At 34.5% G+C, this 23358-nt stretch carries 19 protein-coding genes and 4 tRNA genes; 3 read left to right on the top strand and 20 right to left on the bottom strand.

The genetic code is table 11. The features are described from left to right. Window positions 1-220 precede the first annotated feature (220 nt). Together OLM54_RS21190 and OLM54_RS21185 are read left to right on the top strand one after the other, a co-directional pair. Entirely contained in the window at window positions 221-1660 is a 1440-nt protein-coding gene (locus OLM54_RS21190) for an alpha-amylase (RefSeq protein WP_264536504.1), read from the top strand. Between the two features lie 156 nt (window positions 1661-1816). Further along, the gene (locus tag OLM54_RS21185; protein ID WP_264536503.1) at window positions 1817-3409 is read left to right on the top strand and encodes a peptide chain release factor 3; all 1593 of its coding nucleotides are present in this window, start codon (window positions 1817-1819) and stop codon (window positions 3407-3409) included. A gap of 253 nt (window positions 3410-3662) precedes the next feature. Here the strand turns inward: OLM54_RS21185 and OLM54_RS21180 are convergent, their stop codons facing one another. The 19 genes from OLM54_RS21180 to OLM54_RS21090 form a co-directional block, all read right to left on the bottom strand. After that, complete coding sequence (locus OLM54_RS21180) at window positions 3663-3974, bottom strand: DUF3467 domain-containing protein (RefSeq protein ID WP_264536502.1); 312 nt, start codon at window positions 3972-3974, stop codon at window positions 3663-3665. 11 nt (window positions 3975-3985) lie between these two features. Beyond that, the gene (rpoC, locus tag OLM54_RS21175; RefSeq protein ID WP_264536501.1) at window positions 3986-8296 is read right to left on the bottom strand and encodes a DNA-directed RNA polymerase subunit beta'; all 4311 of its coding nucleotides are present in this window, start codon (window positions 8294-8296) and stop codon (window positions 3986-3988) included. A 308-nt stretch (window positions 8297-8604) separates the two neighbouring features. Next, complete coding sequence (rpoB, locus tag OLM54_RS21170) at window positions 8605-12417, bottom strand: DNA-directed RNA polymerase subunit beta (protein WP_264536500.1); 3813 nt, start codon at window positions 12415-12417, stop codon at window positions 8605-8607. A 264-nt stretch (window positions 12418-12681) separates the two neighbouring features. Then, on the bottom strand, window positions 12682-13053 hold the full coding sequence (gene rplL / locus OLM54_RS21165; protein WP_007807437.1) for a 50S ribosomal protein L7/L12: 372 nt from the start codon (window positions 13051-13053) through the stop codon (window positions 12682-12684). A 91-nt stretch (window positions 13054-13144) separates the two neighbouring features. Further along, entirely contained in the window at window positions 13145-13645 is a 501-nt protein-coding gene (rplJ, locus tag OLM54_RS21160) for a 50S ribosomal protein L10 (RefSeq protein WP_264536499.1), read from the bottom strand. Between the two features lie 22 nt (window positions 13646-13667). Further along, entirely contained in the window at window positions 13668-14357 is a 690-nt protein-coding gene (gene rplA / locus OLM54_RS21155; RefSeq protein WP_007807440.1) for a 50S ribosomal protein L1, read from the bottom strand. A gap of 13 nt (window positions 14358-14370) precedes the next feature. Beyond that, on the bottom strand, window positions 14371-14808 hold the full coding sequence (gene rplK / locus OLM54_RS21150; RefSeq protein WP_007807442.1) for a 50S ribosomal protein L11: 438 nt from the start codon (window positions 14806-14808) through the stop codon (window positions 14371-14373). A 67-nt stretch (window positions 14809-14875) separates the two neighbouring features. Then, window positions 14876-15427, bottom strand: coding sequence for a transcription termination/antitermination protein NusG (gene nusG / locus OLM54_RS21145; protein ID WP_029273444.1), 552 nt, complete (start codon window positions 15425-15427; stop codon window positions 14876-14878). A 10-nt stretch (window positions 15428-15437) separates the two neighbouring features. After that, the gene (secE, locus tag OLM54_RS21140; protein WP_041517377.1) at window positions 15438-15635 is read right to left on the bottom strand and encodes a preprotein translocase subunit SecE; all 198 of its coding nucleotides are present in this window, start codon (window positions 15633-15635) and stop codon (window positions 15438-15440) included. An 18-nt stretch (window positions 15636-15653) separates the two neighbouring features. Further along, window positions 15654-15724 (bottom strand) — tRNA-Trp (locus tag OLM54_RS21135). A gap of 60 nt (window positions 15725-15784) precedes the next feature. Further along, entirely contained in the window at window positions 15785-16972 is a 1188-nt protein-coding gene (gene tuf, locus OLM54_RS21130; RefSeq protein WP_042564007.1) for an elongation factor Tu, read from the bottom strand. A 55-nt stretch (window positions 16973-17027) separates the two neighbouring features. Beyond that, a tRNA-Thr gene (locus tag OLM54_RS21125) sits at window positions 17028-17099 on the bottom strand. 118 nt (window positions 17100-17217) lie between these two features. Beyond that, window positions 17218-17298 (bottom strand) — tRNA-Tyr (locus OLM54_RS21120). A 52-nt stretch (window positions 17299-17350) separates the two neighbouring features. Continuing rightward, window positions 17351-17424 (bottom strand) — tRNA-Thr (locus OLM54_RS21115). A 91-nt stretch (window positions 17425-17515) separates the two neighbouring features. Further along, window positions 17516-17818 (bottom strand): ribosome hibernation-promoting factor, HPF/YfiA family, encoded by a 303-nt coding sequence (gene hpf, locus OLM54_RS21110; protein WP_264536498.1) that lies wholly within the window; start codon window positions 17816-17818, stop codon window positions 17516-17518. A gap of 34 nt (window positions 17819-17852) precedes the next feature. Then, on the bottom strand, window positions 17853-18746 hold the full coding sequence (locus tag OLM54_RS21105) for a tyrosine-type recombinase/integrase (protein WP_264536497.1): 894 nt from the start codon (window positions 18744-18746) through the stop codon (window positions 17853-17855). Between the two features lie 145 nt (window positions 18747-18891). After that, window positions 18892-19086: a 30S ribosomal protein S21 gene (gene rpsU, locus OLM54_RS21100; protein WP_007807454.1), complete on the bottom strand. Its 195-nt coding sequence runs from the start codon at window positions 19084-19086 to the stop codon at window positions 18892-18894. A 164-nt stretch (window positions 19087-19250) separates the two neighbouring features. Continuing rightward, window positions 19251-20393: an acyl-CoA dehydrogenase family protein gene (locus OLM54_RS21095; protein ID WP_264536496.1), complete on the bottom strand. Its 1143-nt coding sequence runs from the start codon at window positions 20391-20393 to the stop codon at window positions 19251-19253. A gap of 13 nt (window positions 20394-20406) precedes the next feature. Beyond that, on the bottom strand, window positions 20407-21297 hold the full coding sequence (locus OLM54_RS21090; protein ID WP_264536495.1) for a ComEA family DNA-binding protein: 891 nt from the start codon (window positions 21295-21297) through the stop codon (window positions 20407-20409). A 267-nt stretch (window positions 21298-21564) separates the two neighbouring features. Here OLM54_RS21090 and OLM54_RS21085 point away from each other — a divergent pair, with 267 nt between their 5' ends. Further along, on the top strand, window positions 21565-23070 hold the full coding sequence (locus tag OLM54_RS21085; protein WP_264536494.1) for an amino acid permease: 1506 nt from the start codon (window positions 21565-21567) through the stop codon (window positions 23068-23070). Window positions 23071-23124: 54 nt separating this feature from the next. On the opposite strand, the gene OLM54_RS21080 is transcribed toward OLM54_RS21085, so the two are convergent. Further along, entirely contained in the window at window positions 23125-23352 is a 228-nt protein-coding gene (locus OLM54_RS21080) for a PspC family transcriptional regulator (protein WP_042564002.1), read from the bottom strand. Between the last annotated feature and the right edge of the window lie 6 nt (window positions 23353-23358).

Below are 23358 nucleotides of genomic sequence, written 5' to 3'. Positions count from 1 at the left end.
AATAATTTATTGTCATTTCTTGATCTCAAATTAAAAGTTTTCAACACTACAACGTTTTCGTAATATAAATATTTTCTTATAATTTACAACATAGCAAAATTTACATACTTTAGATGCGTAATTAATATTTTATAGTCTTAAAATTAAGAATAATTTATTTTATCACTGATATATTATATAATTACAAACTTTATTATCTAACCTTAACCAAATCATTATTATGAAAAAACCTTTTGCAAAACTGTATTGCCTTGCTGCTATTTCGGTCTTTTTTTCTTCGTGTTCTGAAAATGAAGCGACTGGAAACGACACAAGAGCTGAAAGCCAGCAATTTAAAATCATCAATGTAACTCACCATGATGGAAAACCCTTTAGTACGGGAGAATCAAAATCATTAACCGCAAAATATGTCGATAATCCGGGCGGCGGAGTTATGATGCAGGCTTTTTATTGGGATGTTCCTGCCGGCGGAACCTGGTGGAATACTGTTAGTAGTAAAGTAGCCGCCTGGGGTAATGCCGGAATTGGATCTATCTGGTTACCACCTGCTTCTAAAGCACAAAATGGAGCTTTCTCTATGGGATATGACCCAACAGATTATTTTGATTTTGGTGATTACAACCAAAATGGTTCGACAGAAACCAGATTTGGATCTAAAACTGAATTGGTAAGTTTAATTACAAATGCACATGCCGAAAACCTGAAAGTATATGCGGATATTGTAATCAATCATAATAGTGGCGGTCAATCTGAAGCTAATCCGTTTACAGGAACAAGCACCTGGACTAATTTTACAGGGATTGCTTCAGGAAAATTCCCGCGTACGTATAATGACTTTTACAAAAACAGTTATGGTAATAATGACGAAGGGGCTTTTGGTGGTTTTCCTGATTTATGCCACGCTGCTCCAAATGTTCAAAATTGGCTGTGGCTTAGAACTGACGGAGTTGGTAAATATTATAAAAACACGATGAAATTTGATGGCTGGAGATTTGATTACGTTAAAGGTTTTGGCCCGTGGGTTGTAAATTCATGGAATGCTAATGTAGGAGGATTTTCTGTTGGAGAATATTGGGATGCAAACGTAAACACGCTTGAATGGTGGGCTAATAATGCAAATAGTTCTGTGTTTGATTTTGCTTGCTATTATAAAATGAATGATGCTTTTGACGGAAATAATCTGGCATTATTAAACGATGATATGATGTGGAAAAGAAATCCATACAAAGCGGTTACATTTGTTGCCAATCACGATACAGATGAAATTTCGAATAAATTATTGGCGTATTCTTATATTTTAACGCACGAAGGATATCCAACCATTTTCTACAGGGACTACGAAGAATGGCTGGATAAAAGCAAACTAAACAATCTAATTTGGATTCATAATAATAAAGCGACGGGAACAACTTCTATTTTATATTCTGATAATGATGAATATGTTGCCAGAAGAAATGGATATAATGGAAATCCCGGGTTAGTTGTATATATCAATAACTCAACATCATGGCAGGAAAGATGGGTTGAAACAAATTGGGCAAACACTCAAATTAAAGATTTCACCGGAGCTTCAACCTGGTATCCAACAACACAAGCAGATAAATGGGTAAAAATACAATGTCCGCCTAAAGGATATTCGGTTTGGTCAATCAACCAATAATTTATATAAAAGATAATCTAAGGCTGCTCTAAAAAAGCAGCCTTATTTTTTATTTATAAACTCTGACTTTAATGCAAATAGTTCCCAAATTATAGAAGTGAATATTTTTATTAAGCGTTAATTAATAGTACTTTTGCAACCTTATTTATACGAAATATGAGTTTTTTAAAAGAAATAGAACGCAGAAGAACATTTGGAATTATATCGCATCCTGATGCAGGTAAAACGACTTTAACTGAAAAGTTATTGTTGTTTGGAGGGGCTATTCAGGAGGCAGGAGCTGTAAAAAACAACAAAATCAAAAAAGGAGCAACGAGTGATTTCATGGAAATCGAACGCCAAAGAGGTATTTCGGTTTCAACATCTGTACTTGCTTTTAATTATAAAGATAAAAAAATCAACATTCTTGATACTCCAGGACACAAGGATTTTGCCGAAGATACTTTTAGAACTTTAACTGCTGTTGATAGTGTTATTGTTGTAATTGACGTTGCAAAAGGGGTTGAGGAACAAACTGAAAAATTGGTTGCAGTTTGTAGAATGCGTAATATTCCGATGATTGTTTTCATCAATAAATTAGATCGTGAAGGTAAAGATGCTTTTGATTTGATGGATGAAGTGGAACAAAAATTGGGATTAAAAGTTACACCTTTAAGTTTTCCAATCGGTATGGGATATGACTTTCAGGGAATTTATAATTTATGGGAAGAAAATATCAATCTTTTTAGCGGTGACAGCCGTAAAAATATAGAAGAAACGATCGCTTTTTCTGACGTTCAAAACAATCCTGAATTAGATAAAATTGTTGGTCAAAAAGCAGCTGGTAAACTTCGTGAAGAATTAGAATTAATTGATGAAGTGTATCCTAAATTTGAACGTCAGGATTATTTAGACGGAAAAATTCAGCCTGTATTTTTTGGTTCAGCCTTAAATAATTTTGGAGTTCGCGAATTGTTAGATTGTTTCGTTACAATCGCTCCATCACCAAGAGCAAAAGATTCTGAAACGCGTTTGGTTGATCCTAAAGAAGAAAAAATGACTGGTTTTGTGTTTAAAATCCATGCCAATATGGATCCAAAACACAGAGATCGTTTAGCATTTATTAAAATTGTTTCGGGAACTTTTGAAAGAAACAAACCTTATTATCATGTTCGTCAAAAGAAAAATTTAAAATTTTCCAGTCCGAATGCTTTTTTTGCCGAGAAAAAAGAAATTGTAGACATTTCTTATCCTGGAGATATTGTAGGTTTACACGATACAGGAAATTTTAAAATTGGTGATACTTTAACCGAAGGTGAAATAATGAGTTTTAAAGGAATTCCGAGTTTCTCTCCAGAACATTTTAGATACATCAACAATGCTGACCCAATGAAAGCCAAGCAATTGGACAAAGGTGTCGATCAGTTAATGGATGAAGGTGTTGCGCAGTTATTTACGCTTGAAATGAACAATCGTAAAATAATTGGTACTGTTGGAGCACTTCAATACGAGGTAATTCAGTATCGTTTAGAACATGAATATGGTGCAAAATGTACTTATGAGAACTTCCCTGTTCATAAAGCTTGCTGGGTAAAACCTGATGATGCAAAAAATGATGAATTCAAAGAATTTAAACGTATTAAACAAAAATTCTTAGCTCATGATAAATATGGTCAATTGGTATTTTTAGCCGATTCTGACTTTACAATTCAAATGACACAAAATAAATATCCTACAGTAAAATTATTCTTTACATCAGAGTTTGATTAATTTTTGTTTTAGAAATACCATAAAAAAAGCGCTAATATTAAATTAGCGCTTTTTTTTAATCTGAATTAAATCAACCTTACTAAGTCATTATATTTATTCTAAACTCAATGTATTCTATTAGGAATGTCTAAATTATGACAAGAAAATTACACAAGGAAATTTAGTCGATAAAGTGAAATAAAAATCGGACAAAGTGCAGATTTCTACATTCAGATTTTAACAAAAAAAAAGCCCCATTACTGGGGCTTTTGTATTATGCTTGTCCTGCCGGACCAAAATTAAGCGGTATTGGCGCTTGTTCAGTGTCTTTGATCTCGCCGTGGGCTACTTCAAAACGATGAATATTTTCACCAATTGCTTTTAATAATCTTTTAGCATGTTGTGGTGTCAAGACAATTCTTGACTTTACCTTGGCTTTAGGAATACCTGGCATAATGCTCACAAAATCTAAAACAAACTCTGATGATGAGTGATTGATAATCGCAAGATTAGAATAAATTCCTTCTGCGACAGTTTCGTCTAACTCAATGTTAATCTGCTCTTGTTGTTGTTTCGGATTACTCATAGTTTCCCTAATTAATAAATGTATTCTTCTTTATTAGCCATCATTTCATTGTAATCGTCTTTAGATCCTACGATAGTGTTATCGTATTCTCTCATACCAGTTCCCGCAGGAATTCTGTGTCCAACAATTACATTTTCTTTCAATCCTTCTAAATCATCTACTTTACCAGCTACAGCAGCTTCGTTAAGTACTTTTGTTGTTTCCTGGAAAGAAGCAGCAGAAATGAATGATTTAGTTTGTAACGAAGCTCTTGTAATACCTTGTAAAACTGGTGTTGCAGTTGCGGTAATTACATCTCTTGCTACAACAAGATTTTTATCTGTACGTTTCAACAATGAATTTTCATCACGTAAGTCACGAGGCGAAATAATCTGTCCTGGTTTCAATACGGCAGAATCTCCAGCGTCTTCAACTACTTTCATACCATATAATTTATCGTTTTGAACGATGAAATCTTTAGTGTGAATTAATTGATCTTCCAGGAATAATGTATCTCCCGGATCCTGAACTCTTACTTTACGCATCATTTGACGAATTACTACCTCAAAGTGCTTGTCATTAATTTTTACCCCTTGTAAACGGTATACCTCTTGAATTTCATTTACCAAATACTGTTGAACAGCAGCCGGCCCTTGAATTCTTAAAATATCATCTGGTGTAATTGCACCGTCAGACAATGGTATTCCTGCTCTTACGAAGTCATTTTCCTGAACTAAGATTTGGCTTGAAAGTTTAACTAAATACTTTTTAATCTCACCAAATTTAGATTCGATAACAATTTCACGGTTACCTCTTTTGATTTTTCCAAAAGAAACAACACCGTCAATTTCAGAAACAACCGCTGGGTTTGAAGGGTTACGAGCCTCAAGCAACTCGGTAATTCTTGGTAAACCTCCAGTAATATCTCCTGCTTTAGAAGAACGACGTGGAATTTTTACTAATACTTTACCTGCTTTAATTTTCTCTCCATTCTCAACCATAAGGTGGGCTCCTACTGGTAAGTTATACGAACGAATCAATTCACCTTCTTTACCGTAAACCAATAAAGTTGGAATTAATTTTTTATTTCTGGCTTCAGAAATTACTTTTTCCTGGAATCCTGTTTGCTCATCGATTTCAACCATGAACGATTGTCCTTGCTCTAAATCCTCGTAAGCAATCTTACCAGTAAATTCAGAAACAATTACACCATTATATGGATCCCATTTACAGATCACAGATCCTTTAGTAACAGTTTCTCCGTCTTTAACAAAGATACTAGAACCGTAAGGAATATTGTGTGTGTTTAAAACGATTCCAGTTTTTTCGTCAACTAATTTTAATTCAGTTGAACGTGATACTACGATATCAACCGCATTACCTTCACTATCTTCACCTTTAACAGTTTTTAAATCTTCAATCTCAAGTCTACCGTTGAATCTTGTAACGATACTAGATTCTTCAGAAATACCTCCTGCAACCCCTCCAACGTGGAACGTACGAAGTGTTAACTGTGTACCTGGCTCTCCAATAGACTGAGCTGCAATAACTCCGACAGCTTCACCTCTTTGTGTCATTTTTCCGGTAGCTAAGTTTCTACCGTAACATTTAGCACAAATACCTTTTAAAGCTTCACAAGTTAATGGAGATCTCACCTCTACTTTTTCAATTGGAGAAGCTTCGATAGTTCTCATAATTGCTTCAGTAATTTGGTGACCAGATTGAACCATTACTTCATTAGTAAGTGGATTTATAACATCTTGCAATGCAACACGTCCTAAAATTCTTTCTCCTAATGATTCAACGATTTCCTCATTTTTCTTCAAAGCAGAAACTTCAACACCTCTTAAAGTTCCACAATCTTCGATGTTAACAATAACATCTTGTGAAACGTCATGAAGTCTTCTTGTCAAGTATCCGGCATCGGCAGTTTTAAGAGCCGTATCCGCAAGTCCTTTACGAGCACCGTGAGTAGAAATAAAGTACTCAAGGATCGAAAGACCTTCCTTAAAGTTAGAAAGAATCGGGTTTTCAATAATTTCTCCACCGCCAGCAGTAGATTTTTTAGGCTTAGCCATCAAACCACGCATACCAGTTAACTGACGAATCTGTTCCTTAGAACCCCTCGCCCCAGAGTCAAGCATCATATATACAGAGTTGAAACCTTGTTGGTCTTCTCTAATATTTTTCATTGCTAATTCTGTTAACTGAGCATTTGCTGAAGTCCATACGTCAATAACCTGGTTGTAACGCTCGTTATTGGTGATAAGACCCATGTTATAATTCACAGAAATACCTTCAACTTGCTCTCTGGCGTCTGCAATTAATTTTGTTTTTTGTTCTGGAATTCTAATATCACCTAAAGAGAATGACAAACCTCCTCTAAATGCGAATTTATAACCCATATCTTTCATATTATCCAAGAAAGCTGCCGTTGTAGGTACATCAGTCACACTTAAAATGTGTCCAATAATATCTCTAAGGTTTTTCTTAGTCAATACATCATTGATATATCCAGCTGCTTCAGGTACTACTTCATTAAATAATACACGTCCTGCAGTTGTTTGAATAATTTTGAACACTAATTCTCCAGCTTCATTAAAATCTTTTGCTCTGATTCTAACACGAGCATTCAATTCTAATCTTCCTTCGTTTAATGCAATATTTACTTCTTCAGCAGAATAGAATGTTAAGTCTTGACCTAAAATTACATGTTCTGGTGTAGAGATACGTTCTTTGGTCATATAATATAGACCCAAGACCATATCCTGAGAAGGTACAGTAATTGGAGCACCATTTGCAGGATTCAGGATATTGTGAGAAGCCAACATTAATAATTGTGCCTCTAAAATAGCTTCTGGTCCTAATGGCAAGTGAACTGCCATCTGATCCCCATCAAAATCCGCATTAAATGCCGTACATACTAATGGGTGCAATTGGATCGCTTTTCCTTCAATTAATTTTGGTTGAAAAGCCTGAATACCAAGTCTGTGTAACGTAGGAGCACGGTTAAGTAATACCGGGTGTCCTTTAATTACATTTTCAAGGATATCCCAAACTACAGGCTCTTTTTTGTCTATGATTTTCTTAGCAGATTTTACTGTTTTAACAATACCTCTTTCTATCAATTTACGGATAACGAAAGGTTTGTATAATTCAGATGCCATATCTTTTGGCAATCCACATTCGAATAATTTTAATTCAGGACCAACAACAATTACCGAACGAGCAGAATAATCCACACGTTTTCCAAGTAAGTTTTGACGGAAACGTCCTTGCTTACCTTTTAATGAATCGGATAATGATTTTAATGGTCTGTTAGATTCTGTTTTAACAGCAGAAGCTTTACGAGTGTTATCAAATAATGAATCTACAGATTCCTGTAACATACGTTTTTCGTTTCTCAAGATAACTTCTGGAGCTTTAATCTCCATTAATCTTTTCAAACGGTTATTACGGATGATTACACGACGGTATAAATCATTTAAATCTGAAGTTGCAAAACGACCTCCATCAAGTGGCACAAGCGGACGTAATTCTGGTGGAATAACCGGTACAACTTTCATAATCATCCATTCAGGACGATTTTCGCGGTTTAAGTTAGACTCACGGAAAGACTCAACAACTTGTAATCTTTTTAAAGCTTCAGTTTTACGTTGTTTAGATGTTTCGTTGTTAGCGCTGTGTCTTAATTCATAAGATAAAGCATCTAAGTCAATACGAGCTAATAAATCCATAATACATTCTGCTCCCATTTTGGCAACAAATTTATTAGGATCCATATCATCTAAATATTGGTTTTCTTGCGGAAGAGTATCTAAAATATTCAAATATTCCTCTTCTGTTAAGAAATCTAATCTTTGTAATGATTCTCCATCTGCATTTTTAGCAATACCAGCTTGGATTACTACGTATCTTTCGTAGTAAATAATCATATCTAATTTCTTAGATGGAAGACCAAGGATATAACCAATTTTGTTTGGAAGAGAACGGAAATACCAGATGTGAGCAATTGGCACAACAAGGTTGATGTGTCCTACTCTGTCACGACGTACTTTTTTCTCCGTAACTTCAACACCACAACGATCACAGATGATCCCTTTGTAACGAATTCTTTTATATTTACCACAAGCACATTCAAAATCCTTAACAGGTCCGAAGATTCTTTCGCAAAAAAGTCCGTCACGTTCTGGTTTGTGAGTTCTGTAGTTAATTGTTTCTGGTTTCAACACCTCTCCTCTTGATTCTTTCAAGATAGATTCCGGTGAAGCTAATCCAATTGAGATTTTGTTAAATCTTTTAACTGGATTTTTATCCTTATTATTGTTTCTATTATTCATCATAGTTTTTACTATTGATTTATCTGCAATTAAAAAATTGATTTCATTTTAAGTCGAAAATTTGAAAGTCGAAAGTCAAAAGACATTTCTGAACTTTTAGACATTTCACTTTAGACTAAAATACTACCTCGGATTACTTCTCTAAACTTCAAACGTCAATTTTGAAGTGCTAATTACAAAACCTCTAAGGTTTAAATAAAAAATCGGAACGGGTTACGGGTATAAATCCTAAAAACTTTTATTTTAATAAACAGCTTTAGTCTCAGCTTTCAGTGTGAACTGAATACTGAGACTATAACTGAAAACTTTATTTATTCTTCTAAACGAATGTCAAGTCCAAGACCTTTCAATTCATGCATTAATACATTGAATGACTCAGGTAATCCTGGTTCTGGCATAGACTCACCCTTAACGATAGCTTCGTAAGTTTTCGCTCTACCAATAACGTCATCCGACTTAACTGTCAAGATTTCACGAAGAGTACTTGATGCTCCATAAGCTTCAAGTGCCCAAACCTCCATCTCTCCAAAACGCTGACCTCCAAATTGAGCTTTACCTCCAAGTGGCTGTTGAGTAATCAACGAGTATGGTCCGATAGAACGTGCGTGCATCTTATCATCAACCATGTGTCCTAATTTAAGCATGTAAATTACACCCACAGTTGCTGCTTGATGGAAACGCTCTCCAGTACCACCATCATAAAGATATGTATGTCCGAAACGTGGTACTCCAGCCTCATCAGTTAGTTCATTAATTTGATCTAAAGAAGCACCGTCAAAAATTGGAGTAGCAAATTTTCTACCTAAATTTTGTCCAGCCCATCCAAGAACAGTTTCATAAATCTGACCAATGTTCATACGTGAAGGTACCCCAAGTGGATTCAATACGATATCAACCGGTGTTCCGTCTTCAAGGAAAGGCATATCTTCATGACGAACGATTCTTGCAACAATACCTTTGTTACCGTGACGTCCTGCCATTTTATCCCCTACTTTCAGTTTACGTTTTTTAGCGATATAAATTTTCGCTAATTTCAAGATTCCAGATGGTAATTCATCTCCAACTGTAATAGTGAATTTTTCTCTTCTTAAAGATCCTTGTAAGTCGTTCAGCTTAATTTTATAGTTATGAATTAAATCATTTACCATTTTATTTGTAGCGTCATCGGCAACCCATTGACCTTTGCTCAAGTGAGCAAAATCCTCTACTGCGTAAAGCATTTTTTGAGTATATTTTTTACCTTTTGGTAAAACTTCTTCACCCAAATCATTCATTACACCCTGAGATGTTTTTCCGTTAACGATCAGGAATAATTTCTCAACCAATCTGTCTTTTAATTCAACAAATTTAGTTTCAAACTCCATTTCTAAAGCGCCTAAAGCATCTTTATCCTGAGTACGTTTACGTTTATCTTTTACGGCTCTTGCAAATAATTTTTTGTCAAGAACTACACCATGTAAAGATGGAGAAGCTTTTAATGAAGCATCTTTTACATCACCTGCTTTATCCCCGAAGATTGCACGAAGCAATTTCTCTTCCGGAGTAGGATCTGATTCTCCTTTTGGTGTAATTTTTCCGATCAAAATGTCGCCAGGTTTAACCTCTGCTCCAATTCTGATCATACCGTTTTCATCTAAATCTTTAGTAGCTTCTTCAGAAACGTTAGGAATATCGTTTGTTAACTCTTCATTTCCTAACTTAGTATCTCTAACCTCTAATGAATAATCATCAACGTGGATAGAAGTAAAAATATCATCACGAACTACTTTTTCAGAAATTACAATCGCATCCTCAAAGTTATACCCTTTCCATGGCATGAACGCAACTTTTAAGTTTCTACCTAAAGCTAGTTCACCATTTTGAGTAGCATATCCTTCTGATAATACTTGTCCAAGAATTACTCTGTCGCCTTTTCTTACGATTGGCTTCAGGTTAATACTTGTTCCCTGATTGGTTTTTCTAAATTTAATTAAGTTGTATGTTTTTTCATCAGCATCAAAACTTACCATTCTTTCTTCTTCAGTACGGTCGTATTTGATAGTAATGATGTTAGCATCAACATATTCTACAGTTCCATCTCCTTCAGCATTAATCAATACTCTAGAATCTGAAGCTACCTGACGCTCTAAACCTGTACCAACAATTGGTGCTTCCGGACGGATCAAAGGAACCGCCTGACGCATCATGTTAGATCCCATCAAGGCTCTATTCGCATCATCATGTTCCAGGAAAGGAATCAATGAAGCCGAAATCGAAGCAATCTGGTTAGGAGCAACGTCTGTATAATGTACTGCAGATGGCTCAACTACCGGGAAGTCACCTTCCTCACGAGCAATAACATTGCTAGCTGTAATTTTACCTGAAGCATCCATTTCAATGTTTGCCTGAGCAATCATTTTACCTTCTTCTTCTTCAGCACTTAGATAGATAGGTGTACTTTCTAAATCAACTACACCATCTGTAACTTTACGGTAAGGAGTTTCAATGAAACCCATTCCGTTAACTTTTGCATAAACACCAAGAGATGAAATCAAACCAATGTTTGGTCCCTCTGGAGTTTCAATCGGACATAAACGACCATAGTGTGTATAGTGAACGTCACGAACCTCAAAACCAGCTCTTTCTCTCGAAAGTCCACCAGGTCCAAGTGCAGATAATCTTCTTTTGTGTGTAATCTCAGCTAATGGATTCGTTTGATCCATAAATTGAGATAACTGGTTCGTACCAAAGAAAGAGTTGATAACTGATGATAATGTTTTAGCATTAATCAAATCAATTGGTGTAAACACCTCGTTATCTCTAACGTTCATTCTCTCACGAATAGTTCTAGCCATACGTGCTAAACCAACACCGAATTGTTGAGACAATTGTTCTCCAACTGTTCTAACACGACGGTTTGATAAGTGATCAATATCATCAATCTCTGCTTTAGAGTTGATTAATTCGATCAAATATTTTACAATGGTAATGATATCTTCTTTGGTAAGCACTTGCTTTTCCATAGGGATATCTAAACCAAGTTTTTTGTTCATTCTGTAACGACCAACTTCACCTAAGTTATAACGTTGATCAGAGAAGAACAATTTATCGATAATACCACGAGCAGTTTCTTCATCAGGCGGTTCTGCATTACGCAATTGTCTGTAAATATGCTCAACAGCTTCTTTTTCAGAGTTTGTTGGATCTTTTTGTAACGTGTTGTGGATAATAGCATAATCTGCCTGATTATTATCCTCTTTGTGTAACAAAATAGATTTAACGTTTGAATCAATGATTTCTTCAACATTATCTTTGTCGATAATAGTATCTCTATCAAGGATAATTTCGTTACGTTCAATAGAAACTACCTCACCGGTATCTTCATCAACGAAATCCTCGTGCCAAGTGTTCAATACACGTGCAGCAAGTCTTCTTCCAATATATTTTTTAATACCTGTTTTAGAAACTTTAATTTCTTCAGCAAGGTCGAAAATTTCAAGGATATCCTTATCTCTTTCGAATCCAATTGCACGGAATAAAGTTGTAACCGGTAATTTTTTCTTTCTATCGATATAAGCATACATTACGCTGTTGATATCTGTAGAAAATTCTATCCAGGATCCTTTAAAAGGAATTACTCTGGCAGAATAAAGTTTTGTTCCATTTGCGTGGAATGATTGACCAAAGAAAACTCCTGGAGAACGGTGTAATTGAGATACTACTACACGCTCAGCACCATTGATAACAAAAGTACCACTTGGAGTCATATAAGGTATTGTTCCAAGGTAAACATCTTGTACAATAGTTTCAAAATCTTCGTGTTCTGGATCTGTACAGTATAGTTTTAACCTGGCTTTTAAAGGCACACTATAAGTAAGACCTCTCTCTATACATTCTTGAATTGTATAACGTGGCGGATCTACAAAATAATCAAGGAATTCCAATACAAAGTTATTTCTTGTATCTGTAATTGGAAAGTTTTCCATGAAGGTGTTGTATAATCCTTCGTTGCCTCTTTCATCTGATTTAGTTTCTAATTGAAAAAAATCTTTAAAAGATTTAACCTGAACATCTAGGAAATCCGGATAGTCAGGAATATTTTTTGTAGAGGCAAAATTCAATCTTTCAGTCTGATTTGTTATCATCAATGGACAAAATTTTGATTAAAAAAAAGTAATTTTTTGTGTAAACACACACTGTTTAATCTATACTTTCTTATTATAATCAATACATCTTTAAAAATAAACCGTAAAAGTAAGTTCAATTTTTTTTCTTCGTATTGATCAAAAACTTTTTCGTATTTTAAACTATTTGATAATAAAACGGGATATATTTTATTATACGAAAAATGGTTTAGGCCATTGAGCTTTAACTCAAGACCTAAACCTAGTTCTTAAAACCGAGTAAACTTATTTAAGTTCAACTACAGCTCCAGCTTCTTCTAATGATTTTTTAAGACCTTCAGCCTCTTCTTTAGAAACACCTTCTTTAACGTTACTTGGAGCACCGTCAACTACATCTTTAGCTTCTTTCAAACCTAAACCTGTAAGTTCTTTAACTAATTTTACTACAGCTAATTTAGAAGCTCCAGCTTCTTTTAATACAACTGTAAATTCAGTTTGTGCTTCTTCAGCAGCACCTTCTCCACCACCAGCAGCAACTACTACAGCTGCAGCAGCAGGCTCGATACCATACTCGTCTTTTAATATTGTTGCTAATTCGTTAACTTCTTTAACTGTTAAGTTAACTAATTGTTCTGCGAATTGTTTCAAATCTGCCATTTTTTCTATCGTTTAAAATGATTTGTAAAATATAATTTATTTATTGTGCGCTAATTAAGCTACAAGGAAATTAAATTCCTTGTACGAATTATTATGCTTCAGCTTCTTCGCTACCAGCGAATTTGTTTTGTAAAGCAGAAATAATTCTTTGTGCTGGTGATTGCAATAATCCAATAAGTTCTCCAAGAAGTTCTTCTTTAGATTTGATAGTAGCTAATGCTTCTAATTGATCATCTCCAATATAAATCTCAGAATTAATGTAAGCTCCTTTTAATACAGGTTTTGCTGATTTTTTTCTGAAATCTTTGATTATTTTTCCAGGTGCATTTGCAACATCTGAAATAAATATAGCACTATTACCAGTCAATACTGAAGGTAAATCACCATAGTCATTAGCAGAAGCTTCCATTGCTTTTGCAAGCAAAGTGTTTTTTACAACCTCTAATTTTATACCTGCTTTAAAGCAAGCTCTTCTCAAGCTTGAAGTAGTTTCTGCGTTTAATCCAGAAATATCAGATACATAAATAATATTTGTACCAGCTAACTGTGCAGTTAAATCTTCAATCGCGATTGATTTTTCTTCTCTAGTCATACTAAAAATTATTAACTACCAATTATACTGCTTTAGGGTCCAATGCAATTGCAGGACTCATAGTGCTTGTAAGGTGAATACCTTTAATGTAGGTACCTTTAGCAGCAGTTGGTTTAAGTTTGATTAATGTTTGAATAATTTCGTGTGCATTGTCATAAATTTGCTCAGCTCCAAAAGAAACTTTACCAATTCCTGCATGTACGATACCAGTTTTATCAACTTTAAAGTCAATTTTACCAGCTTTAACCTCTGCAACAGCTTTTGCAACATCCATAGTTACAGTACCTGTTTTAGGGTTTGGCATTAAACCTCTAGGTCCTAAAATACGACCTAATGGACCTAATTTACCCATAACAGCCGGCATAGTGATGATAACATCAACATCTGTCCAACCATCTTTAATTTTTTGTAAATAATCGTCAAGACCTACATAATCAGCTCCAGCTTCTTTAGCTTCCGCTTCTTTATCTGGAGTAACCAATGCTAATACTTTAACGTCTTTACCTGTTCCGTGAGGTAATGTAACTACACCTCTAACCATTTGATTCGCTTTTCTTGGATCTACACCCAAACGAACTGCGATATCAACAGACTCATCAAATTTTGCAGAAGCTATAACTTTAATTAATGCAGCTGCATCTTTTAAAGAGTATAGTTTGTTCTTTTCAATTTTTGAAGCAGCCTCTTTTTGCTTTTTTGTTAATTTTGCCATTTCTTTCTCTTAATTAAAAAGGAGCATCTCCTGATACAGTTATACCCATAGATCTAGCAGTTCCAGCGATCATGCTCATTGCAGATTCGATTGTAAAAGCATTTAGATCTACCATTTTATCTTCAGCGATAGCTTTGATAACGTCCCAAGTAACACTAGCTACTTTTTTACGATTTGGTTCACCTGATCCAGACTTTAGCTTTGCAGCTTCCAATAATTGGACAGCAGCTGGAGGAGTCTTAACAACAAAATCAAATGATTTGTCTTTATACACAGTAATTTGTACTGGGCATATTTTGCCAGGTTTATCTTGTGTTCTAGCATTGAACTGCTTACAGAACTCCATGATATTAACCCCAGCAGCTCCTAAAGCAGGTCCAACCGGTGGCGACGGATTCGCAGCACCTCCCTTAACTTGTAGTTTAACTACCTTACTAATTTCTTTAGCCATTTTTTAAAAAATTTAACACCATAATCATAGGAAGCGATTATAGTGGTTATTATAGATGTAACAAAAATTATACTTTTTCAACTTGCATAAAGCTCAATTCTAATGGTGTTTTTCTTCCGAAAATTTTCACCATTACTTCAAGTTTACGCTTTTCTTCATTAATTTTTTCAACTGTTCCATTAAACCCATTAAAAGGACCATCGATCACTTTTACAGTTTCACCTAAGTTGAAAGGAATAGCACGAGTATCTGTATTTACAGCCAGCTCATCTACTTTACCTAACATTCTATTTACTTCAGAAAGTCTTAAAGGAACAGGTTCTCCGCCTTTAATCTCACCTAAAAATCCAATTACACTAGTAATAGACTTAATAATATGAGGTATCTCACCAACTAAATTGGCTTCGATCATAACATATCCAGGGAAATAAACTTTATCCTTAGACATTTTCTTTCCTTCTTTTACAGTAACTACTTTTTCTGTAGGTACTAAAACTTGGGAAACATAATCACCCATACCTAGTCTGGCAATCTCGGTTTCGATGTAAGCTTTGACTTTATTTTCTTGTCCGCTTACAGCTCTAACCACATACCATTTTTTCACATTATTATCTGCCATCACAAAAAAATTATCCTTTTAACCAGTTAAAAAATCCAGCCAAAGCTTTTGCAAAAAATTCGTCTACTCCCCATGTTGCCAAGGCGAATAAAACCGAAAATACAGCTACAACAATTGTCAATTTTTGAACCTCAGCCCAAGCAGGCCAAGTAACATTTGACTTTAACTCTTCGAAAGCCTCTGATAAATAATTCGTAACTTTTGTCATTTGATATATTTTATATTGCACGGGCGGAGGGATTCGAACCCCCATCAACGGTTTTGGAGACCGCTATTCTACCCTTGAACTACGCCCGTAATTAAAAGCCAGTGATTTCTATTAAGAAAATCAACTGGCTTTTTAAATATTTTATAGGATTATCCTACGATTTCAGTCACCTGACCTGCACCTACAGTTCTACCACCTTCACGGATAGCGAAACGTAAACCTACGCTCATTGCGATTGGGCTTAATAAAGATACATTGATTGTCAAGTTGTCTCCTGGCATTACCATCTCTACTCCTTCTGGTAAAGTAATAACTCCTGTTACGTCAGTTGTACGTACGTAGAACTGTGGACGGTAGTTATTATGGAATGGAGTATGACGTCCACCTTCTTCTTTTTTCAAGATATAAACCTCAGCTTTGAAAGTAGCGTGTGGTTTTACTGATCCTGGCTTAATGATAACCATTCCTCTTTTGATAGATTCTTTATCAATACCTCTTAACAATAAACCTACGTTATCTCCAGCTTCACCTCTATCAAGGATTTTACGGAACATCTCAACTCCTGTAATAGTAGAAGTTAATTTATCAGCTCCCATACCAATGATTTCAACTGGATCTCCTGTATTAGCAATACCTGTTTCGATACGACCTGTAGCAACAGTTCCACGACCAGTAATTGTAAATACATCTTCAACCGGCATCAAGAATGGTTTAGCTACGTCACGCACTGGCTCTTCGATCCAAGCATCAACAGCTGCCATTAATTCAATGATTTTTGGTACCCAAGCAGGATCATTATTCAATCCTCCTAAAGCAGAACCTTGAACTACAGGACCATTATCTCCATCATATTCGTAGAAAGATAACAAGTCTCTGATTTCCATCTCAACAAGCTCTAACAATTCAGCATCATCAACCATATCCACTTTGTTCATGAAAACAACGATTCTTGGAATACCTACCTGACGACCTAAAAGGATGTGCTCACGAGTTTGTGGCATTGGACCATCTGTAGCAGCAACTACTAAGATAGCTCCATCCATTTGAGCAGCTCCAGTAACCATGTTCTTTACGTAATCCGCGTGACCTGGACAGTCAACGTGAGCGTAGTGACGGTTAGCTGTTTCATACTCTACGTGTGATGTATTAATAGTAATACCTCTTTCTTTCTCCTCTGGAGCGTTATCGATTTGATCAAACGATTTTGCTTGACAGTAACCAGCATCAGACAATACTTTTGTAATTGCTGCAGTTAATGTAGTTTTTCCGTGATCCACGTGTCCAATTGTACCTATGTTTAAGTGCGGTTTGGAACGATTAAAATTCTCCTTTGCCATTTTACTTAATTTTTAATCTTAGTTATATATTAATTTTCAATTTCCTACTTACTTGAGCCAATGTCGGGAATTGAACCCGAGACCTCTTCCTTACCAAGGAAGCACTCTACCCCTGAGCTACACCGGCAGAGTCCTAATTTTAGATTTTAGATCCTTGATTTTAGATTAAAATCTAAAACCGAATCAATTCAAATCTTTTTTAGACAAATCTAAATTCTGAAATCATTAATCTGAAATCAAAATTGTGGGGAGAGCAGGATTCGAACCTGCGAAGTTCACACAGCAGATTTACAGTCTGCCCTCGTTGGCCGCTTGAGTATCTCCCCTTTTTTATCAATACTTGCATGAACAATTTCAAATCGTATTTGAAATATTTAGAGCCGGCGGAGGGACTCGAACCCACGACCTGCTGATTACAAATCAGCTGCTCTAGCCAACTGAGCTACGCTGGCAATATCAATAAAAAAGTCCGCTATTTCTAACGGACTGCAAATGTAGCTATTTTATCTTTGTATCAAAACATTTTTTGAAAAAATTTTTCAATTATATGTGTGCTCTTATTTTTTCTTTCCTTTTTACTAGTAAACGCTCTAAAGATTCTGCCGAAAGTTCTACTGCTTCTTCGAATGTTTTGCATTGCTTTTTAACCAAAAAATCATCCCCCGGAACATTAATTTTTATCTCTACTGCTTTATTCTCCTTATCACTTGTTCTTTCAACTTTTAAAAAAACGTCGGCCGAGACAACTCGATCGTAAAATTTTTCTAATTTATCCATTCTCTCTTGAATAAAATCTACCAACTTTCTGTCAACAGTAAAGTTAACGGCATGAACATCTACCTTCATAATACTAATTTTAGGGTTAAACATTTAAGAATTATCATTTGTTTCTTGGATGCGCATTAGTATACACTTTTTTAAGCTCTGCTAAACTATTATGAGTATAAACTTGTGTAGATGCCAAACTCGAATGCCCTAATAATTCCTTAACTGAATTTAAATCTGCTCCATTATTTAATAAGTGAGTCGCAAAAGTGTGCCGAAGCACGTGAGGACTTTTTTTTACCTTTTCAGAGACCCTACTAAAGTAAGAATTTATTAATCGATACACAAAAGATTCGCTCAATTTTAACCCTTTTTTTGAAATAAAAAAATAATCTGTGTCAACTATATTTTCAATCAAAGCTCTCTCCTTTATATAAGAATCAAATTGCCCGATAATAACCGGAAGAACAGGAATAATACGCTCTTTATTTCTTTTTCCTAAAACCTTAATCACATTCGAAGACAAATCTACATTTCGAAACATCAAATGTATCAGCTCTGCTCTTCTCATTCCGGTGGTATAAAACATTTCTACAATGAGTTTATCTCGTATTTCTTCAAACCCAACAGGATTCTCAACTTCCCTGATCAAATCTGTAAGTTCTTTTTCAGAAAAAGGAATTTGAATAATTTTAGGTGCCTTCAATGCTTTATGTTTCAGCATTGGATTAACTTCTATTTGTTTTGTTTTTAAAAGAAATTTATAAAAAGCCTTTAGGGAAGCCATTTTTCGATTAACAGAAACATTCGAAATATCCGCATCCACCAATGAAACAATCCAGCTTCTGATCTGACTATAATTTACATGCTCAATATTATCCTGATCAAAATGGTTTTTATTAAATGTTTCAAAAAACATTATATCATTTAAATAGGCGTTGACGGTATGGGAAGAATATTTTTTCTCCAGCTGTAAATAATCACGAAACGCTTCTTTATTTGATTTCATAAAACAACCTTTTCATTTTACACAAAACTTAACATTCCACCTATATAATATATCAAAACTATATTCATCTCAAAATTAAGCATAAAAAAACCGTTAGCATCAAAATCTTGACAACTAACGGTAATTATTTTCTGAAAAGCTAATACTAACTTTCTAAACCATCTTTCATGTTTTGAATGTAAGCAGCTTTTTGAATTTGAGCTCTTTTGATAACAGAAGGCTTAATAAAAGCAGTACGTGCTCTTAATTGACGAACAGTTCCTGTTTTATCAAATTTTCTTTTATAGCGCTTTAATGCTCTATCGATATTTTCTCCGTCTTTAATTGGTATAATTAACATAATATAGACACCTCCTCTCGTTAAGGGTGCAAAAGTATGTATTAATTATTAATTATGAGTTATAAATTATTAATTATTTTTGAAAATATTTTATAGTCTCGGTTTGCAGTCTCAGTTTACAGTTTACAGTCTCAATTACTGGTTACTGAGACTGTAAACTGAGATTACTCTTTCAGCAAATTTCTGGCGATAACTATTTTTTGAATCTCAGTAGTTCCTTCTCCAATTGTACATAATTTAGAATCTCTGTAAAATTTCTCTACAGGAAAATCTTTTGTGTATCCATAACCACCATGAATTTGAATTGCTTCATTTGCAATTTTTACACAGGCTTCAGAAGCATACATTTTTGCCATTGCACCAAGCGTTGTAACAGGTTTATGCTGCTGTTTTAAGAATGCTGCTTTGTGCAACAACAATTCCGAAGCTTCAATTTCAGTTGCCATATCAGCCAATTTAAATGAAATTCCCTGAAAACTACTAATAGGCTGTCCAAATTGATGTCTTTCTTTCGAGTATTTCAAAGCAGCTTCATACGCTCCTTTTGAAATTCCAAGTGATAAAGCACCAATAGAAATTCGCCCTCCATCTAATATTTTCATAGCCTGAACAAATCCTTGTCCTACTTCTCCTAATCTATTTGCATCAGGTATACGGCAGCTATCAAAAACCAATTCGGCTGTTTCACTGGCACGCATTCCTAATTTATTTTCTTTTTTTCCTGATGTAAATCCCGGCATTCCTTTTTCAAAAACAAAAGCTGTCATTCCTTTCGAATCGCCTTTTTCTCCTGTGCGAACAATTACAACTGCAATATCTCCAGAAATTGCATGCGTAATAAAATTCTTTGCTCCGTTTACAATCCAGGAATCACCATCTTTTACAGCGGTTGTATTCATTCCACCGGCATCAGATCCTGTATTATGTTCTGTTAAACCCCATGCTCCTATATATTCAGCAGTTGCCAATTTTGGCAGCCATTTTTTCTTTTGTTCTTCATTTCCAAAAGTCAAAATATGATTGGTACATAAAGAATTATGAGCCGCAACAGAAAGTCCGATTGAAGGATCTACTTTTGAGATTTCTTCTATAACGGTGATATATTCATGGTATCCCAATCCTGAACCTCCATATTCTTCTGGTACTAAAACACCCATAAAACCCATTTCTCCTAATTTTTTAAATAAATCGACAGGAAAAATTTGTGCTTCATCCCATTCCATTATATTAGGTCTGATATTCTTTTCAGCAAACTCTTTTATTGACTGAGCAATCATTGATTGCGTTTCATTATATTCAAAATTCATTGTACTCTATTTTTTAGAACTCCAAATATAAACTAATTATTTTTGCTTTATCAACAGGAAAATCTTTAATTTTTGCTAAATCTTCAATATTTTTAAAATTTCCGTTCATACTGCGATAAGTTACAATTTGTTTTGCCAAGGCATATCTGAAATATGGAAACTGTGCCAGTTCTTTTAAAGAAGCATCATTTATGGCGATCTTTTTAAAATTTGGCACAGTTAAAATCTTAAAATGTGTATTCAATTCAAAAAGAACTTCCGGCGAAAGTCCCCAAACATCTTTCATTTGTTCCATAGAAACAAAACCTCCCAAAATTTCTTTTTGCTTTAATATTCGAAATGACAAAGCTTCACCAATACCAAATATTTTCATTAAATCTTCCTGAGTTGCTTCATTAATATCTAATAAAACTATTTTTTCTTTTTTAGGATATTCTTTGCGGACATATTCTGCCCGATCTGTTTTAAATGATTTTTTATTTTGAGTCCAATCCGGAAATTTAAAGAGTGGAGAAATAACAGCTAATAACGAATCGGAGATTTTAGTTACTTCCTGAAATTCTTTTGCTGAATTCACATATTTATTTTCTTTTCGAAAATTCAATAATCGATCTATTTCCTGAACTGACATTCCCAGTTTATACCCTTTATAATCTGAAATAAAGTTTGGATTAAAAGTATATATCTTAGGTACAGCATTGTATTTTACTGTTTTTAAAGAATCTATTTCAGATTGCACAGAAAGCCATTGTTGTTCTTGAGGAAAAGTTTTCTCCGGAATCGAAAAGTCAACAACAAAATATACGATTTGCAATGCTATAATAATTGCAAATAGTAAAACTATACCTGTTCGTTGCTGCTTTGTAAACTTAAAATAATGTGTAACGGATCTTAAATTAATCATTTGATAACTTTTCAATTTTTAAAAAATCAAAATTAAGTCAAAAAAGATCTTATTTATAAGAAAAATACTAAATAATTATAATTTTAAAAAAAATACATAATGCATTTTTTAGCAAGTAAAGTTGACAGAATGGAGTTGTTAGTACAGAATTTCGGTTGATCTAATATTAATTTTGAAGATTTTATAACTTAAACTCATGTAATTGTTTTTATTTTTTATAAAAAACGATACATTTGGAGCTTAATAACAATAAACCACTAATATAGTATGTCAATTTGGAGAGTTAAACCAATATCAGCTTTTGAAGCTGATATGAAAAAAAGTGATTTAAAAAGAGTTCTTACAAGGTGGGGGCTAACTTCGTTGGGAATTGGTGCAATTATAGGTGGAGGAATCTTCACTTTAACTGGTATCGCTGCCCACGATTTTGCTGGTCCTGCTTTAGCTTTATCATTCGTTATTGCCGGTATAGGCTGTTTATTTGCTTCTTTATGTTATGCTGAATTTGCTTCGGTATTACCTGTAGAAGGATCTGCTTATGCGTATGCATACGGAACGATAGGTGAAATTTTTGCCTGGTTCATTGGATGGAACCTTATTCTGGAATATATGATGGGTGCCACCACTGTCGCCGTTGCGTGGAGTGGTTATTTTGTAAAACTCATTCATTTATTCGGAATCGAGATCCCCATTTGGCTCTGCAATGATTTAGCCACAGCCACAGAAAAAATCAGAGAACACAATATCGCATTTCCTAATGACTTAATTGACATTCCAACATTTGCTTTTAATTTACCTGCATTCTTGATTACATGGGTTGTAACTGCGATTCTTGTTAAAGGAATTAAAGAAGCTGCAAGTACAAATAATATTATTGTAATTGTAAAAATTGCTGTAGTTCTTTTTGTAATTATTTGCGGTGCTTTTTACATTAATGTTGACAATTGGCATCCTTTTATTCCTGCTGAAGTTCCGGCGGTGGATCATCTTGGAAATTTAACAGGGAAAATGAATTTTGGTTTTGGAGGTGTTTTAACAGCTGCAACAATTGTATTTTTCGCTTATATTGGTTTTGATGCTGTATCAACTCAGGCTGGTGAAGCAATTAATCCTAAAAAAGATGTACCATTTGCTATTATTGCTTCCTTAATAATTTGTACAATTCTTTACATTTTAGTTTCATTAGTATTAACAGGAATGGTTCATTACGATCAATTAGACAAAGCGGCTCCTGTAGCATCTGCGTTTAGTGAAAACGGATTAACGTGGGCTGTATTTATTATAACCATTGCTGCAACGGCTGGTTTAACTTCTGTAATGTTAGTGATGATGTTAGGTCAGACCCGTATATTCTTAGGAATGTCAAGAGATGGCTTATTACCTCCATTTTTTAGCAAATTACACCATAACTTCAAAACACCATATAAAAGTACTTACCTGGTTGGTACTATCATATCTATTGTTGCTGCACTTACTCCTATTGAGAAAGTAAGCGAAATGTGTAGTATGGGAACATTATTAGCTTTTGGAATGGTATGTGTTGCTGTAATGATTTTACGTTACAAAAAACCTGAATTAGAAAGACATTACAGAACTCCTGCTGTTTATTTGGTTGGAACTTTAGGTGTATGTTTTAACTTATTCTTAATGACGCAAGTAAGACACGAAACATGGATTGCCTTCTTGATCTGGGGAACTTTAGGGATTATCGTATATTTTGCTTACAGTAAAAAACGAGCAAAACTAAACGGACCACAAGAAATAGAAGAATAAAAAATAAATGAAAAGCCCCTTAATTAAGGGGCTTTTTTTATGTCAAATTTTAAATTACAAATCAAAAACTGAGGTTCGTTTTGCACGAATTAAATCTTTTAGACGAATCCAAAAAGCTAATGTCAGGTAAATACCAAAACCTAAACCCGCCGTTACAAACGAGATATAAATAAAAAACAATCGTACGCTTGTAACACGCATTCCCAGTTTATCCGCTAATCTGGATGAAACATGAAATCCGTATTTTTCAAAGAAAAATTTAAGTCTTAAAATAGCTGACATATTGAT

The organism is Flavobacterium sp. N1736 (assembly GCF_025947065.1).
GTDB lineage: Bacteria > Bacteroidota > Bacteroidia > Flavobacteriales > Flavobacteriaceae > Flavobacterium.
Note: the sequence above shows the minus strand (reverse complement) of the source record. Positions and strands in the feature narration are given on the sequence as shown.

What these genes read in the sequence shown, in the direction of transcription:
- OLM54_RS21190 (WP_264536504.1), top strand. Translation starts at nt 221, where the DNA reads ATGAAAAAACCTTTTGCAAAACTGTATTGCCTTGCTGCTATTTCGGTC.
- OLM54_RS21185 (WP_264536503.1), top strand. Translation starts at nt 1,817, where the DNA reads ATGAGTTTTTTAAAAGAAATAGAACGCAGAAGAACATTTGGAATTATA.
- OLM54_RS21180 (WP_264536502.1), bottom strand. Translation starts at nt 3,974, where the DNA reads ATGAGTAATCCGAAACAACAACAAGAGCAGATTAACATTGAGTTAGAC.
- rpoC (WP_264536501.1), bottom strand. Translation starts at nt 8,296, where the DNA reads ATGATGAATAATAGAAACAATAATAAGGATAAAAATCCAGTTAAAAGA.
- rpoB (WP_264536500.1), bottom strand. Translation starts at nt 12,417, where the DNA reads ATGATAACAAATCAGACTGAAAGATTGAATTTTGCCTCTACAAAAAAT.
- rplL (WP_007807437.1), bottom strand. Translation starts at nt 13,053, where the DNA reads ATGGCAGATTTGAAACAATTCGCAGAACAATTAGTTAACTTAACAGTT.
- rplJ (WP_264536499.1), bottom strand. Translation starts at nt 13,645, where the DNA reads ATGACTAGAGAAGAAAAATCAATCGCGATTGAAGATTTAACTGCACAG.
- rplA (WP_007807440.1), bottom strand. Translation starts at nt 14,357, where the DNA reads ATGGCAAAATTAACAAAAAAGCAAAAAGAGGCTGCTTCAAAAATTGAA.
- rplK (WP_007807442.1), bottom strand. Translation starts at nt 14,808, where the DNA reads ATGGCTAAAGAAATTAGTAAGGTAGTTAAACTACAAGTTAAGGGAGGT.
- nusG (WP_029273444.1), bottom strand. Translation starts at nt 15,427, where the DNA reads ATGGCAGATAATAATGTGAAAAAATGGTATGTGGTTAGAGCTGTAAGC.
- secE (WP_041517377.1), bottom strand. Translation starts at nt 15,635, where the DNA reads ATGACAAAAGTTACGAATTATTTATCAGAGGCTTTCGAAGAGTTAAAG.
- tuf (WP_042564007.1), bottom strand. Translation starts at nt 16,972, where the DNA reads ATGGCAAAGGAGAATTTTAATCGTTCCAAACCGCACTTAAACATAGGT.
- hpf (WP_264536498.1), bottom strand. Translation starts at nt 17,818, where the DNA reads ATGAAGGTAGATGTTCATGCCGTTAACTTTACTGTTGACAGAAAGTTG.
- OLM54_RS21105 (WP_264536497.1), bottom strand. Translation starts at nt 18,746, where the DNA reads ATGAAATCAAATAAAGAAGCGTTTCGTGATTATTTACAGCTGGAGAAA.
- rpsU (WP_007807454.1), bottom strand. Translation starts at nt 19,086, where the DNA reads ATGTTAATTATACCAATTAAAGACGGAGAAAATATCGATAGAGCATTA.
- OLM54_RS21095 (WP_264536496.1), bottom strand. Translation starts at nt 20,393, where the DNA reads ATGAATTTTGAATATAATGAAACGCAATCAATGATTGCTCAGTCAATA.
- OLM54_RS21090 (WP_264536495.1), bottom strand. Translation starts at nt 21,297, where the DNA reads ATGATTAATTTAAGATCCGTTACACATTATTTTAAGTTTACAAAGCAG.
- OLM54_RS21085 (WP_264536494.1), top strand. Translation starts at nt 21,565, where the DNA reads ATGTCAATTTGGAGAGTTAAACCAATATCAGCTTTTGAAGCTGATATG.
- OLM54_RS21080 (WP_042564002.1), bottom strand. Translation starts at nt 23,352, where the DNA reads ATGTCAGCTATTTTAAGACTTAAATTTTTCTTTGAAAAATACGGATTT.